This window comes from Nostoc sp. (assembly GCF_036917155.1).
Classification (GTDB): Bacteria; Cyanobacteriota; Cyanobacteriia; order Cyanobacteriales; family Nostocaceae; genus Nostoc.
The window spans coordinates 43,682-59,631 of record NZ_JBALDZ010000147.1 but is presented as its reverse complement, the minus strand read 5'-3'; the positions used below and the strand labels follow the sequence as shown (position 1 = coordinate 59,631).

Annotated in this window: 11 protein-coding genes; 7 read left to right on the top strand and 4 right to left on the bottom strand. The window is 41.6% G+C overall.

Annotated features, from left to right (window positions below; genetic code table 11):
• Positions 1–496 precede the first annotated feature (496 nt).
• Positions 497–1,201, bottom strand: coding sequence for an ABC transporter permease (locus tag V7K67_RS20090; protein ID WP_334732467.1), 705 nt, complete (start codon positions 1,199–1,201; stop codon positions 497–499).
• Between the two features lie 605 nt (positions 1,202–1,806).
• Between V7K67_RS20090 and V7K67_RS20085 the strand changes: the two genes are divergently transcribed.
• A complete protein-coding gene (locus V7K67_RS20085) occupies positions 1,807–3,702 on the top strand; it encodes a protein kinase domain-containing protein (RefSeq protein ID WP_334732466.1) in 1,896 nt (631 codons plus the stop codon).
• Positions 3,703–3,858: 156 nt separating this feature from the next.
• Here V7K67_RS20085 and V7K67_RS20080 read toward each other — a convergent pair whose 3' ends face one another.
• From V7K67_RS20080 to V7K67_RS20070, 3 genes are all read right to left on the bottom strand, one after another.
• The gene (locus V7K67_RS20080; protein ID WP_334732465.1) at positions 3,859–4,809 is read right to left on the bottom strand and encodes an AAA family ATPase; all 951 of its coding nucleotides are present in this window, start codon (positions 4,807–4,809) and stop codon (positions 3,859–3,861) included.
• A gap of 244 nt (positions 4,810–5,053) precedes the next feature.
• Positions 5,054–6,136: a DUF4350 domain-containing protein gene (locus V7K67_RS20075; protein ID WP_334732464.1), complete on the bottom strand. Its 1,083-nt coding sequence runs from the start codon at positions 6,134–6,136 to the stop codon at positions 5,054–5,056.
• Positions 6,137–6,214: 78 nt separating this feature from the next.
• Positions 6,215–8,326 (bottom strand): O-linked N-acetylglucosamine transferase, SPINDLY family protein, encoded by a 2,112-nt coding sequence (locus tag V7K67_RS20070; protein WP_335168070.1) that lies wholly within the window; start codon positions 8,324–8,326, stop codon positions 6,215–6,217.
• 794 nt (positions 8,327–9,120) lie between these two features.
• Here V7K67_RS20070 and V7K67_RS20065 point away from each other — a divergent pair.
• From V7K67_RS20065 to V7K67_RS20040, 6 genes are all read left to right on the top strand, one after another.
• Positions 9,121–9,630 carry a VOC family protein gene (locus tag V7K67_RS20065; RefSeq protein WP_334732462.1) on the top strand — a complete coding sequence of 170 codons (510 nt, stop codon included), beginning with the start codon at positions 9,121–9,123 and terminating at the stop codon, positions 9,628–9,630.
• Between the two features lie 439 nt (positions 9,631–10,069).
• Positions 10,070–10,951, top strand: a complete 882-nt coding sequence (ylqF, locus tag V7K67_RS20060) for a ribosome biogenesis GTPase YlqF (protein ID WP_334709671.1) — start codon at positions 10,070–10,072, stop codon at positions 10,949–10,951.
• A 300-nt stretch (positions 10,952–11,251) separates the two neighbouring features.
• Positions 11,252–12,904 carry an adenylate/guanylate cyclase domain-containing protein gene (locus V7K67_RS20055; protein WP_334732459.1) on the top strand — a complete coding sequence of 551 codons (1,653 nt, stop codon included), beginning with the start codon at positions 11,252–11,254 and terminating at the stop codon, positions 12,902–12,904.
• A gap of 855 nt (positions 12,905–13,759) precedes the next feature.
• Positions 13,760–14,176 carry a hypothetical protein gene (locus V7K67_RS20050; protein ID WP_334732458.1) on the top strand — a complete coding sequence of 139 codons (417 nt, stop codon included), beginning with the start codon at positions 13,760–13,762 and terminating at the stop codon, positions 14,174–14,176.
• Between the two features lie 90 nt (positions 14,177–14,266).
• Positions 14,267–14,686: a hypothetical protein gene (locus tag V7K67_RS20045; RefSeq protein WP_335168065.1), complete on the top strand. Its 420-nt coding sequence runs from the start codon at positions 14,267–14,269 to the stop codon at positions 14,684–14,686.
• 380 nt (positions 14,687–15,066) lie between these two features.
• The gene (locus V7K67_RS20040) at positions 15,067–15,468 is read left to right on the top strand and encodes a hypothetical protein (RefSeq protein ID WP_334732456.1); all 402 of its coding nucleotides are present in this window, start codon (positions 15,067–15,069) and stop codon (positions 15,466–15,468) included.
• The last annotated feature ends 482 nt before the right edge of the window (positions 15,469–15,950 follow it).

Genomic DNA, 15,950 nt, shown 5'->3' with positions numbered 1-15,950 from the left:
TACTATCAATACTATTAGGATTTCAAACAGTTGGTATTTTTTATCATACTGTTTATATTAATCACCCAATGATTTATGTATTTATACATTAAAAATATGTATTTATTATTACTAAGCTTTGTGTTACAAAATGAAGTGCGGAATGTGGGTTTAAAAAAAGGATTTTAGCCTTAACTGAACCGTATTGCCCCATAAATAGAATTTAGGGGCTTGCACGCCGCGACTTATTTGGTCAAATTCATTTTGATGGTTAGAGAGACGCGATAAATCGCCGTCTCTACAGGAAACTTATCCGTCAATTATTTATTGACAGACTACTAATCCCCAGTCCCCAGTCCCCAGTCCCCAGTCCCCAATCCCCAGTCCCCAATCCCCAGTCCCCTTTACGATAATCGAGGATCGAGAGCATCTCTGAGAGCATCACCTATATAGTTGATACTTAGCACAGTAAGAAATATTGCTGTGCCAGGGAAAATAACCATGTGGGGAGCAAATTCTAAAAGTTTTGTGCTTCATAGAGCATTTGTCCCCAAGTTGGGACATCAGGGGGAAAACCTAGACCAAAAAAGCTCAGAGTTGATTCCGTAACGATCGCAGTACTTACTGAAAGAGTAGCAGCAACTAGTACTGGACTAATCACGTTGGGCAAAATATGAATCCAAATTAATCGACTAGGGGAAGCACCAAGGGCGCGTGCTGCTGTGACAAATTCTAACTCCCGCACTGTCAAAAAACTGGCTCGGACTAATCTGGCTACAGACATCCAGTTGAGTCCGCCAATCACCAGTACTATTAATACAAATATACCTAGTTCTGGGCCAGCGATCGCTTTAATCGCATCCCGAAACAAAAATATTACCAGTAATAATAATGGTAGCCGTGGTAAAGCTAAACACAAATCTGTCAAACGCATCAAAGCAATATCCAGCCAGCCACCATAGAAACCAGAGAGTGCGCCGATGAGTGTACCGAGAGTTATGGCTACTGACATCGAAAAAATTCCCACTGCGATCGATATTCGTCCGCCATACAACACTCTTGCTAATATATCTTGACCTAAATCATTAGTACCAAATGGATGCGCCCAACTGGGAGAAAGAGTAGATTTAGCAAAGTCAATTTTGTTGATGGGAATATTATAAATAAATGGTCCAAACAAAACACTTAACACTATAATTAGCAAAACTACAATACCAAACATCGCCTGACGATTACGGCGAAACTTGCGCCATGCTTCTTGTGTAACTGAGCAAACATAGGTTTATTATTCAGTTTAGTAGATCAGAAACTTGCAATATAGCATCACGGATACAAAAAAGTTTATCTTTAAAAATAACGGTAGATGAGTGAGATTTAGACATAATTCGTAATTCTTAAGTATCAATTCTGCAATAATGCGGTGTATTAGCATTTACCATGCTGAGTGCTGAGTGCTGAGTAAAGAAGATTGAATACTTAGTACTTTTGCACTATGGTAAAAGCCCCGCCCGAAGTCAAGCGGAATCAACAATTCGTTTGGAGGTTGATACCCCGCCTCTTGTGGCGCGGTCTTTCATCTCAGCACTCAGCACTCTTCATGTTAACTTCACATCAGGAACAAATTTCAACTGCCATAGGTCTTAATTTTAAACATTTTATCAAATTGCTAGCATTAGTTTTATGTTAAGCTGAGTATAATAGACAAATAACTAGTAGCATATATTACAAATAATCATCTAACCTACGAAGCAAGTAAAAGATTTGTAATACTAGTATTATCTCTGACTAAAGTAAAAACTTTAACGTAACTAAGATGGGTTGCCCCAGATGAAATCCCCACCTTCTTCAAATTCTTGGAATGGTCGCTTAGTAGGTGATAACCAGCGCTACCGTTTAGACAGACGGTTAGGCGGGGGTGGCATGGGAGAAGTCTTCCTGGCAACGGATACCCGTGTCGGTCAGCAGGTAGCTTTGAAGTTGCTCAAAGATACGCTGGTGGCATCACAAGAAATGAGAAAGCGTTTTGAGCGTGAAGTGGCAGTTTGTGCTGCTTTGCAAAGCGATCACATCGTCAAAATTAGTGACTGTGGTGTAACTCCAGAAGGTTTTCCATTTTATGTGATGGAATATTTGCGGGGGCAAACGCTCAGACAATTACTGCTACGCGAAAAGCGGCTATCTGTTGAGCGGACGGTGAAGATTATGGCGCAAGTTTGTAAGGGTCTACAGCTTGCCCATCAAGGAGTAACTCTGCAACGGGAAGGCGGCAAAACTACTGAGCATATTCAGGTAGTTCACCGCGACTTAAAGCCAGATAATATATTTCTGACGCCTACAGATTTGGGAGAGTGGGTCAAGGTTTTAGATTTTGGTGTTGCCAAAATTCGTAGTGAATCTTCAGAAAATTCCAATATTACAAATATAACTAGTACATTTATCGGTACGTTTCGTTACGCACCTCCTGAACAAATCCAAAGCGATCAAAACCTGGATGCCAGGGGCGATATTTACAGCTTAGGGATTATCCTCTATGAAATGCTGAGTGCAGCTGACCCATTTGGAATCAGCATTAAGGGTAGTCATATCAGTGAGGCTTCTTGGGTATTAGCTCATGCTTATGAGCCACCAAAACCACTGCGATCGCAACCAGGATGTGAGCATTTACCCGTACAATTGGAAGCCGTGGTGATGAAATGCCTCCACAAAAACCCAGCTAACCGATTTGCAACTGTAGAAGAACTCAGTCAAGCTTTGCAATCTGCCGCCAAATTTGTTACAGACAATACTAGTGTACCCGGACAGATTACTGGGCGATCGCAATCTTCCAACAATCAAGGTTCAAATCACGAAACTATTCCCAGACAATCGAACGACGACACCATTCTGCGTCCTCCATCTGCGTACAATCAAGGTTCAAATCACGAAACTATTCCCAGACAATCGAACGACGACACCATTCTGCGTCCTCTACCTGCGTACAATCAGGGTTCAAATCACGAAACTGTTCCCAGACAGTTTAACCCGATTGAGCAAAACCAATCTGAAGAAACTGTTCCTCCTCTTCAGGCTGGATACAACCAAGGTTCAAATCACGAAACTGTTCCCAGACCGTTTAACCCAGTTGAGCAAAATCAACAGAGTCCTGTGAATAATCCAAACACCAGTAAACCAGACGTAACGTTATATCAACCACGACAAGCATCTAATCAAGACAGACCGCAAGTGCCACCAGATAAAACGTTATATCAACCACGACAAGCATCTAATCAAGACAGACCGCAAGTACCACCAGATAAAACGTTGTATCAACCACGAACAACATCTAATCAAGACAGACCGCAAGTGCCACCAGATAAGACGTTGTTTCAACCACGACCATCATCTAATCAAGGCAGACCACAAATACCACCAGATAAGACGTTGTTTCAACCACGACCATCATCTAATCAAGGCAGACCACAAGTACCGCCAGATGTGACGTTGTATCAACCGCGACCTGCATCTCATCAAGGCAAACCACAAGTGCGAACGGATGACACTATTTACCAACCAAGGCTAAATGAGCAGCTAGCTGCGAGGATTACTCCCAATTTCTGGCGAATTCTGGGAGTGATCTTGGCCATTGGACTGACTTTAGCATTAGTAACCTATATGTATACTCAATCGCAATCTCGTAAAGAGCCAAGCAACCAGCAAGGTTTACCTAATAATGGTCGGATTTAGAAATCAAACCGCAGAGGACGCAGAGAAGCCATTGCGCCCTTGCGGTTCCCCGACTTCCCTGCGGGGATCTTGCTACGCGTAGCGTCTCCGACAGGAGAAGCAACTGGCGCGACACGGAGGAATGAGAGTTTCAGAGAGTTTTTGTGTAAGTTCTATTTACCTTGGAACTGGTACTTGATTAATTACCGAGGCAATTACGGCATCAATTTGTAAACCATCCAGCATTGCTTCTGGTTTCAAAATGAGGCGATGACGTAGTAGTGGTGATGCAACTGCTTTAATATCATCTGGGGTGACAAAATCCCTTCCAGCTAACCATGCTAGGGCTTGAGACGTCTGCAACCAAGCACAGGCGGCGCGAGGTGATGCGCCTAAAGTTAAATCAGGATATTGACGCGATGTTCTCACCAACGCCAACAAATAATCAACGATCGCTTCTGATACTTTAACTTCTTTGACTGCTTGTCGTGCTTGTAAAATGTCAGCGATTGTTGCAATTGGTTTTAAACGGCTAATATCCAAACGCCTTGCTGCAAAACCCGCCTGACGATTGAGTAACATTTGTTTCTCAGCAGCTTGGTCGGGGTAATCTACCACCAGCTTAAATAAAAATCTGTCCAACTGCGCTTCTGGTAAGGGATAAGTACCCTCAAATTCCAGGGGATTTTGGGTTGCAATCACCCAAAATAAATCTGGTAAGGGCAAACTTTCACCATCCAGCGTTACCTGCATCTCTTCCATTGCTTCTAGTAGCGCCGCTTGTGTCTTGGGAGGAGTACGGTTGATTTCGTCTGCTAGCAGCACTTCAGTAAATATTGGCCCTTTTTTCAAAGTGAAATTGCGGCTATTCAAATCAAAAATATTTGTACCAGTAATATCTGAAGGTAAAACATCTGGTGTTAATTGAATCCGGCGAAACTCACCTTGAATTAACTGCGCCAACACTTTTACTAGGAGAGTTTTACCAGTTCCCGGTACTCCTTCTAAAATTACGTGTCCACCTGCTAGCAGTGCTACTAAAAGTTGTTGTATTAGGCTAGATTGTCCGACAATTACTTGATTAAGACTTTGACCAAGGCGAATTAAGATCGGATGGGTTTCGCTCATATTTTTTATTGAAAAAGGGACTGGGGATTAGGGACTGGGGACTGGGAAAATTGTTCGGGGATTCAGACCACTACCCAAGTTTTGTTCGCGCATCGTCTCGTAGAGAAGAAAACTCTTCCTAGTCCCCCCAGTCCCCAGTCCCGGAGCGCCAGGATTAAGAAACTTCGGCGCAGCAAGTCTCTTAATCCTGGCGCGACATGTTGATAAATAACTCACGCAAAGATATTATGCATAATTCCAAAAATTAATTACGAATTAATCTAATGGTTCGCCATTTCCCCAACCAGCTTAACAGGTCTTGTTCACTGATGGGTTGTTTGCGAAATTGTAGCTTTAAAACTGCATCTAGTTCTGCTGCACTTACACCTGTTTTTTCTATCCAAAAATTGATCAAGGCTTCACGTTCTAAAAGTATTTGTCCTAATCCCAAGGCTTTTTGGAGTTGTAGTTGTTCTTGTTTACCCACCATCTCTACAACAAAGTCGGTGGTATCAGCTTTCTGTAAGACTCCAGCTAAAGCTTGGATGTATGCCTCGCTGTTATCTGTAACTGGTGTATCTAAAGCTACTGGCTTCCCAAAGCGGCGATTCTGCGCCCAAGTTAGCACCAATAGCAGGATACCTACCTGCACCAATATTGGCAATAAAGGAGTTTTAGCAAAAAAGCTAGATAAATCTCCTTCGTTTTCTTTCTTCCTGACATCGGCATCTTTGTAACCGTGGATGTATTCATCGACAAGGATTGTGTTATTTTTTTCAGTCACTAGACTAGCTAGATACTTGAAATTACTTAAATTATCTTGGTAGGCGTTGGCGGCTAAATAAGGAGTGGTAGAAAAAATTACTTTTCCCTCTTTGTAATTTTCTTTCCAGACAACAGCACCAAAGCGATCGCCTAAATCAACTTGCTCTTGTTTAGCTTTTTTATATCGTCTACGTGTATCAATTTTGATATTACCTTGGGGAGATTTTTGCATAGTGCTAAACTCCGCTTCAGTAACCCGCGCCCCCGCACCCAAAATTACCAAAGTATTTCCTTTTTCTACCCATTCACGCTCTTGACTACCCAGTATAGTACCCCCGCCTACCTGGAGGAGGGTAACTGGGCTATTCTCTGGCTGAATATCACTAAAAGGCTTTTGCCAGCGTTTAATAGAAACTCCCTGCTGTTGCATAAAAGCATACCAAGCACCATAGCCATTAGGGGCGTGGTTATAAGTAGAACCAGCATTAAGTTTAGTATTATTAGGAGCCGTAAACAAACTAAGTAAAACGATCGCAGCGAGTGCGATCGCTCCTATCCAAGCAAGGCGATTTGGACGTTTCATTTTCGACTTTCATTGCCTTTGAATATTACTAGTGTTAATACTTACTTATTTTTTAGATAAAGTCAAAATATACTTGCTTTAGTTTTTCAAAGCGATCGCCTGCTTGATGAATGCTTCTAAATTTTGGGTAGCAGTGGGATTGTCAAATAGAACGTTGCTTGAGAGTTTTAGGGCTTCACGAACTGAGTATCGCCAATCAATATCTACAGCTAATCGCACTGCAATCTGAATATATTGCGAAGTATCATCTGCAATTGTCTGTGTTACACCGATAGCTTGCAAGAAACCATAAGAATGACGTCCGCGCATAAACTCACCAGGACAAGTGACAATCGGTAAATGACAGGCGATCGCATCCAGTGTTGTGTTACCACCCGCCCAGTCGAAGGTATCTAAGTAAATATCTGCCAAACAAAGCAAGTCAAAGTAATCATCACGCGGTAGAACAGGAGAGAATACACAATAGTCAAGACTATCTAACCCTACAGCCGCGAATGCCCGTTTCAGACGTTCTTGAGAAATCCCAGAGCGCAGGAACATAAACTGAGTATTGGGAACTTGACAGGCAATTTCTGCATAAATGTAATCGTACTGCGGTAGATATTTATAGGCAGCTTGACTAGAGATGTAGACGATCGCATCTTCTCGTAATCCAAAAAATAATCGGTTGCGGCGAACTGAGTCAACTTTGATAGTAGGATAGGAAATCCCAACACCAGGCAAACGTACAAGGCTTTCGGTGTAGTGATATTGGCCATTCAGAGGCTCCATCAGTTGGCTAGATAAAAAATAGTCAATGGTGGGTAGTCCAGAAGTGACAGGTTGCCCCCAAGCCATACATTGAATCGGTGCTAAACGGAGTCCAGCAATACATAGTGTTGTGGCATCCATGCCTAATTCTGGAAAAATTAACACATCAAGGCGATCGTCAATAACTTGTTGACAAACCTGTTCTAAATTATTCGGCAAATGATAAAACTTTTTACTATAAGACTGAAATAATTGAGTAGCAGTATCAATTTGATGCCCTATGTGATACGAATAAATTTCAAATTTTTGATTATCTGCATATTTTAGCCAGTTTAAGAATAAAACTGTTCCACTCCAGCTACATAAAAAATAGGAAAGATAGCCAATTTTAATTCTTTGATTGTTGCTAATAGAAGAAGTCGGACGCCTCTGACTCCATTGCGGATAATTTGCCGCCATAATTTGGTGAACTAGCCGTCCATACTGCTGCTGTAACACCAGATCATTTTTTGCCTGATATGCAAGAAAAAAATTGGTATGATGGCTGATTCCTATTAAAGCTTTTTTCTGTTCGTCGGGGTTATTCATTGTTATTTCTTGAGTCAGCTTTTCTAGCCCATCCTGAAACCATGCCCGATAGATATCAATTTCTTGAGGAGTATGATAAACTTCTGGGAGCATAAGATAGCTCAATACCTTAAATACGTAGTTTTCAGGAAACTTATCTGTAACCTGTTGAGCGAAGTTACGAGCTTCCAGATAGTTGTGGCTTTGCTTTAGACGAATAATCAGCCAGTAATAGAGTTCTTCTGCTTGAGGGCAATTGCTAATACCATTTCGCAATGTTTTGATAGCCGCTTGCATCTGGTCAGTTTTATACAAAATATTACTCAGCTTCAGATAATAGCTAATCTGGTGTGGACAACTGGATAAATACTTGCTGTAATATGGGATAGCGTTTTCAGGAGATTCACTGTCCGCGAAATAGTCACCCCATCTGTGCCAAGATTCTAGCCGAGCCGCTTCATAAATAGTTTGCTGTTTAATTTCTGACAAGTCACATCTAGGAACTTGTGCAATTTCTTGCTGCTGGATAATGTAGCGATCTTCGTTATTAATTGGGATACAAAAGTTAATTAATGATTTAATAATAGACCATTCTTGGGTGGTTAACTGACCTGTAAACCCTACATTCAAGTCTTCAGAGATAGCCTCTTCTAAACTAAGTTTCAGAACTGTTTCAAAAAGTAATGAGTTAGCATTATCTTGTAATTCATCAGATAAACTTTGACTATCAATTAGCAGTGTTATATCTTGTCTAGCTGGATGTGTGGAAAGAGTTCTGAGAACATTCATCAAGTCTTCTGCGATCGCAGTTTCTAAATTAGACCAATCAGGAAAAATAATAAAATTAATATCTCTTAATTCATTAATTAACATAGCGTTGCAATTACTAATGACAACCTGCTTTGCGTATAGGCACTACTATATATGTTTTTCCAGCAATGTCATCAGTAATACCAGAACAAAAATATCCCTGACTTCTTTAATAAGTTAGGGATCTGAGGCTCTAGGTATTTGCAAATCAAATAGAATTACCAAAGCTATTTAATTGCACATAATATCACTCAAATTGCACAAGCGATCGCTCCTATCCAAGCAAGGCGATTTGAACGTTTCATTTTTGATTCATTAAGTAGTAAGACAAAATTAATCACATAAATTTCGACCTGAAACCCTGATGTAGCCTAAGAGGATGTTTGAAAAATTTTGGGCGAATATAATTCGCTACTACACTGGCATTGTCCGCCTCTGCGGACTAACACAAAATCAATGTCTTCAACCCACGGAGGTGGGTTTCGTCTGTGTAGCCGCGAATTATATTCGCCAGGGCTGGTATTAAATTAGACTTTTCAAACAGCCTCTAAAATCTAATGTGTGAAAAAGCAGAGGAGCAGGGGAGCAGGGGAGCAGGGGAGCAGAGGAGAAAAACCACGCCACTTGCGGGTGGGGCTTCAACCAAGGAAGCTAGGGAGCAAGGGAGCTATCGCGCCACTTGCGGGCGAAAGCGCGTAGCGGGACGAAGTACGGCTTTGAACCTTATCTTTTTCGTAAATATTTCTGTCCGATTACTTATAATCACTTCGTTTCAATATCACTAGTGTTAATACTTACTTATTTTTCAAGCAAAGTCAAAAATATAATTAAAAAAGTCCAAAGGGCGATAGGTAAATATGGTTTTACAGTACACCAATGCATTTGTCACCATAGCATCGGTTAATTGGGAGAATTTAGTAAATTTTTATACTAAACTATTGGAGCAAAAGCCAGTTTTTTTGACACCGAATGTCTATGCTGAGTTTAATTTGGTTGGTATGCGATTAGGTATTTTTCAACCAAAGAACACAAACGAATCTGAATTTGAAGCGATGTCTAACGACAACCCTTCCGGGTTTGAGAGTGACACTCTAGGACTCGCTAACGCTGCGCTAACGACGGGAACCGCCAAAACTACGACCCCTGCACCACTTTATTTCTACACCAAAAGTAAGATAAGTTTGTGTTTAGAGGTGGGCAACTTAGAAGATGCGATCGCTCACCTAAGATATTTGGGCTATCCTCCACCAGGAGAAATTTCCATTGCTTCCCACGGCAAAGAAATTTATGCCTATGACCCTGATGGTAATCGCCTCATTTTACATCAAGCCCAAGAGAGTGCTGAGTTAGAAGCAGAGACGCGATGAATCGCGTCTGTACAAGAAAGAGTTAGGAGTTATTATTCTCCGCCAATTCCCAGTCCCAAATTCTCTTATTGGCGATAATGAGTAATTAATAGTTAATATTGAACCTCACACGACTTGAAGTCGTGTGATTCCTGCTTCAACGATCTGTGCCTGAATTGCTCGCTTGTCTTACAAGTTCTGCACAGGCGTTTAGAGCGTCCCTAGCACCGACGGCGACTTTTAAACAAGTACCTAAAAAGTTTAAGTATGTTTAACCTCTGTACCTTAAAGATTTTACCCACTAGAGTATTGATAAAAAATATCTATTTCCTAGTAGAACTCCATATCTTTAGTTATCGTGGGTAAGAATTGGTTTTCGCTAGTATGATAATCTTAACAGAATATGGAGCGCCTAACTCATGACTAAAAATCACGAATGTGCGGCTTGTAGAAATCAAATATGGCCATAACTCAAAACTATAGATTAAACCTGATTCAATGGTATCCAGGTCACATTGCGAAAGCCGAAAGGAAGCTCAAAGAACAGCTGAAGCGCGTAGATGTAGTATTTGAGGTACGAGATGCCCGAATTCCCTTAGCGACTCACCATCCCCAAATAGGGGAGTGGGTGGAAGGTAAAACACGGGTCTTGATACTTAACCGAGTAGATATGATTACGCCACAAATGCGATCGCTATGGATCGATTGGTTTAAACGTCAAGGAGAAGTCCCCTATTTTACCAACGCTCAACATGGTAAAGGTATAGCAGAAGTAGCACGGGCAGCACAAGCCGCTGGGGTAGAACTCAATCAAAGAAGAAGCGATCGCGGGATGTTACCCCGTCCAGTGCGGGCTGTGGTGATTGGTTTTCCCAATGTCGGTAAATCAGCTTTAATTAACCGCCTGTTGGGACGGCGAGTAGTAGAAAGTGCCGCCCGTCCTGGGGTAACTCGTCAACTACGCTGGGTGCGAATTTCCGAACATTTGGAATTGCTAGATGCTCCTGGTGTCATCCCTCTAAGATTAGAAGACCAAGACGCAGCATTAAAATTAGCTATTTGTGATGATATCGGTGAAGCATCTTACGATAACCAGCTAGTAGCAGCAGCCCTAGTGGATTTACTTAACTATTTGGACGCTGTAGCCGCAGATTTATTACCAAAAAAACCATTAGAGTCTCGTTACCAACTTGATTCGACATCAGACACCGGAGATACCTATTTACACGCCTTAGCGGAGCATCGTTACAAAGGTGATATAGAGCGAGCTGCAAGACAACTTTTAACAGATTTTCGCAAAGGGTTGTTGGGTGAAATTAGTTTAGAATTACCACCTAATTAGATTACAAGCATTTTCAGCCCATTTTTGGGTAGTAGGTGAGTAGCGTTCCAAAAATCTGGACACTCGGCTTCAGTGACATCTGGGTGGTAGTAGATCAAAACTATTTGATATGCTACTTTTTCAGGTGATGTCACAGATGCGATCGCTCCATCACAAGAGCATTATTTAATGTAATATCTGTCACATGCAGTTGTCGGAATGCATTTAACAGTGTCATAAAGCAAAGCTAAGGTTAACCTGTAGGGTATAACTTAACCTTAGAGTTGTTTGACCTCTAGCTTCGATGGATCTATCACACCCATGACTGAACTCACACTACGCCTACAAGAGGGAGATAACGAGACAACGATCGCAGTTGACCAAAATGTATTTACAATTGGTCGTTTGCCGGAATGTAACTTGTACTTACCTTTTGCTGGAGTATCCCGCAACCATGCTCGCCTGGTGAAAACAGCTGACGGTGTGTGGACTATTGAGGATATGGGCAGCAAAAATGGAACGCAAGTTAATAAATATCTTGTTAATTATCCCCAAGAGTTACATCACGGCGATATCATTTGGCTGGGCAATGTTAGCCTGGTAGTACTGCTCACAAGTCCTGTTTCTCAACCGACACCTGGGTATACTGGAATCTCAGACATTAATGAGCAAAGAACAATTCTTCACAATGTCGAACAACTACAACAGCAATGGATTGCAGCTGATAGCAAGGATGGCAACATCAGCAACAAGGACAAAACCATTGCCCGTCTCAAAGATTTAGTAGACATAGCGAAAAATCTCTGTGCAGCAGCGTCTATAGAAGAGATTTTTTCTCAAGTACAGCAGGTAGTTTTTCGTTACCTTGATAGTATCGATCGCTTGGCATTATTAATTGATGTCAACGGTTGCGGCCAATTGGAATTAGTGAATGCTGCTACTAGAAATATTTCTCAACAGAAAAATCTCCCCGCTGATGGTAGTTGGATTAGTCGTAGTATCTGCCAAAAGGTATTTGAAGAAAAAGTCGTCATTCAAACTGGTGATACTCATCAGGATGAACGGTTTGCGAGTGAACAGAGTATTTTAGTCAAAGGCATTCGCAGCGCGATGGCTGTGCCTTTATGGGATGAAAATAAAGTTGTAGGTGTACTATATGCCGATGCCAACTTTTCTTCTTACCATTGGGCTAACGAAGGCGAGGAAGAATTGAGCTTTTTCTCAGCTTTAGCAAACCTTGTGGCTTCAAGTGTGCAGCGTTGGCTATTAGTAGAGAAACTCAAAACTGAAGAGATGATTCGTCACCGACTAGAACGTTATCATTCTCCAGCAGTTGTACAGCAGTTAATCTCTGTAGGCGGATTACCGGGTGGCCGTTTAGCTCCCGCCGAGAGCGAAATCAGTATTTTGTTTGCGGATTTGGTTGGCTTTACAGCAATTTCTGAACAGTTAACACCAACTGCGATCGCTCAACTATTAAATAATTTATTTGAAGAAATGCTAAAAGAAGTGTTTACTTGCGGCGGCACTTTAGATAAATATATTGGCGATTGTATTATGGCATTTTTTGGCGCTCCAGAACCGCAACTAGATCACGCCGATCGCGCTGTTACCGCTGCCAAGGGAATGCTTACTCGCCTCGAACATCTTAATGCCAATGGTTTTTGGCACGAACCCCTGCAATTACGCATTGCAATTAATAGCGGTAAAGCTGTGGTGGGAGATGTCGGTAGTTCCCAAAGGGTAGATTATACGGCATTAGGCGCGACAATTAATCTTGCCGCTCGTATGGAAGCAGTTTGTCCTCCTAGTGAATGTGTGATTAGTGAAGCCACCCATAAAATGCTTTCACAACCCTCAGACTTCCAAGAAATGGGAGATTATCGTTTCAAAGGGATTGAGCGACTAGTTAAGGTTTATCAAACAAATTTGCAGCAAGTGCCAACTATCATTGCTCCAATCATTAATCTTTAGGGATTAGGCATTGGACTTTGAGGTATAGATTCTTTAAAAGGGAACAGGGAACGGGCAACAGGCAACAGGGAAATCCCCATAATTAAAATCAGGGGATTTGTACAAGGACACATTGAAACATCGTGGCTGACGCCATCTCGTTTCAAATATTTTTATCTCTTTTCATAAATAAATTTAGGGGCTTTAAACCCTGTATTCGGGGCTAATTTTTTTTCTGTTCCCTGTTAAGAGTTCCCTGTTCCCGCCCCGAAGGGGCTTGGTAACCCATCTAGTCGTCTGTCAAATTCATTTTGACGGTTAGAGAGACGCGATAAATCGCCGTCTCTACAAGGAATTTATCCATCAATTATTTATTGACAGACTACTAGCGGGTGCTTAGTCTAAACTCATACCTGTGGTGCTTTTGAGATTTAATTTTCCAGAATACGAAAGTTGGTAAGCATTGCTACTTACAACTGTCATACAGACATTAGACATCTGGTGAAAATGAATGTAGAGACGTAGCACTGCTACGTCTCTACAAGGACTCTGGATAACGCATATTTAATTTCTGGAGATGTCTATTGAATAGGTAAAACAAAATGGACGAAAACCCCTAAGTTTACACATGGATTGAATAGCATAGGTAACAGTATTTATACTCTTCTGCTTATATCTTATATGGTAATAATTAATGCTGCGTTTCCGTAGATTCTCTGCTCTCAATATCTAGTAATTAGGAATAAATTGGTTACATCAGCAAAAAGTTGACCATCTAACAACTTCGGTTTCAAGGACATTTCATAGATTTGTTCGTCACTTTCGGCTGTATAAATTTCGATTATTTTCCTAAATTGAGAAACGAGCTTTTTAGTTATGAAATTCAACACAAAACTTGCGATCGCATTGGTTGCTACAGCTACTAGTGTTTTTGGTCTAGCTTCTAATGCTATGGCGATTGGTGCTGGTGGTGCTGCTGGTGGTGCTGCATTTACCATCAATAGTACTGCTGTAACAGGTGTAGCTGTAGCTGCTGCTGTCGGTAAAGAGACGGCCACTGCTGCTGCGTTTAACAATCCTAATACTAGTGCCACCGGAGTCCTGAACTCAGCCTATGCTGTGGGAACTGGTGGTACTGTAGCTTTTACAACTCTTGGAACTCCAGCAACTGCGGGTCTTACAGTCACGGCAGAGACGGGAACCCTTGGCACTGCACAAGGTAACGTTTTAGGTGATGCTGCAAGTGTTCTACTTGGTACTTCTACTGGCAACGCAGTCACAACCCTTCCATAGGCTACAAACTACATTTCATAGATTTGTTCGGCACTTTTTGCTGTATAAATTTCGATTATTTTCCTAAGTTGAGAAAGGAGCTTTTTAGTTATGAAATTCAACATAAAAATTGCGATCGCTTTTGTTGCTACAGCTACTAGTGTTTTTGGTCTAGCTTCTGGCGCTATGGCTGCTGGTGCAGGTGGCGCTGCTGGTGCTGCTGCATTTACAATTAATAGTAGTGGTGGTGTAACAGGTGTAGCTGTAGCTGCTGCTGTCGGTAAAGAGACGGCCACTGCTGCTGCGTTTAATGATCCTACTACCACTACTGGAGTCGCTAACTCAGCCTATGCTGTGGGAACTGGTGGTACTGTAGCTTTTACGGCTCTTGGAAATCCTCTATTGGCAGGTCTTATAGTCACGTCAGAGTCTTCAACAACGCTTAGTACTCCACAAGCTAACGTTTTAAGTGATATTGCGAGTGTTCAACTTGGTACTTCTTCTAGCGCCGTAGTCACAAGCCTTCCATAGGCTAAAAACTAATCATCATCTGAGCTAAGACATATTTAGTTAGATAGTCAAGGTGAATCAAAAAGCTATCTTAAGGGTGTATCCCAAGTTTTCAAATATACTCCAGTAGTTCTAAGCCTGGAATAAATAAAGGCTGCAAAAGACATAAAGGCTGCTTTTGCAGCCTTTGTTTATACATCTTCATAATTACTAGTAAAAACTTATAGGTTTCTTGACAAACTAGGTGAAAATCACCAGATTGTTATCAGCTATATTCATTGGATTAGCAAAAACCAGATAACCATATAGTATTCCTATAAATGAACAGTTCGCAATTTATAGGTAAATTACGATGGTTAATCTAAGTATTTTGCTTAATTAACCAACAATGAATAATAAGCATGAATTGTACACATCAACTAGCACTATTGTTCACTGTTCTTACTAGCATATTTAGTCTAACTTCTATAGCTATAGCCGGAGAAGGTGGTGCTGCTGGAGCAGTGGCATTTACACTGGAATCTGGTGTAGTTACTGGAGTTGCTCAATCTGCTGCAACTGGCAAAAATGATGCCGCCGCCGCCGCTTTTAATGCTCCTAATACCGCTAGTGGTATTGCCAATTCAGCCTATGCTTTAGGTTCTGGCGGTGCAATTACCATAACTAACTTAGGAAATCCCGCAACTGCTCAAATCGTCGGTACACCAGATACAGCACTAGGTACTGCACAGATTAATCAGTTCAGTTCCAACACCACAATCCAAATCGGGACTACTAGTGGCGACGAGCTTATCAAACTTTAGTTAAAAGGGCGCTTAGAAACCGCATCTACACAAGTCTGTTTCCCCCTGTATCCCAGAACTACCCCCCTTAATCCCCCCGATATATTGGGGGGAAATCAGAAATCTCTTTCCCTCCCCAAACCTTACCCTTGAAAGAAGGTTAGGGTAGGGTAATTCGACAGACTGGTTGTTATTCGATAACTTGTGTATACACCGTAGCCTTTTTAAAGGGGGTTAGGGGGGATCAATAAGTACCTAAAATCACAGCCAACCACTTTTCAAACAACCTCTAAGAGGTTGTTTGAAAAGTTTTCGGCGAATATAATGACTCTGTTGGCGAATTAATAGGGGGTCTAACCCATCATTCCTCATTACTCTGATTTGGGTTCGTTTCAACGGACAGTAGCTCTTAGCCCGAAATTTATTTCAGGGCGGGAAAGCAACGCCAAACCAATGTTTTAGGGGTGAGGGGTCAAACCCACCGTTAATTGACCAACAGTCTC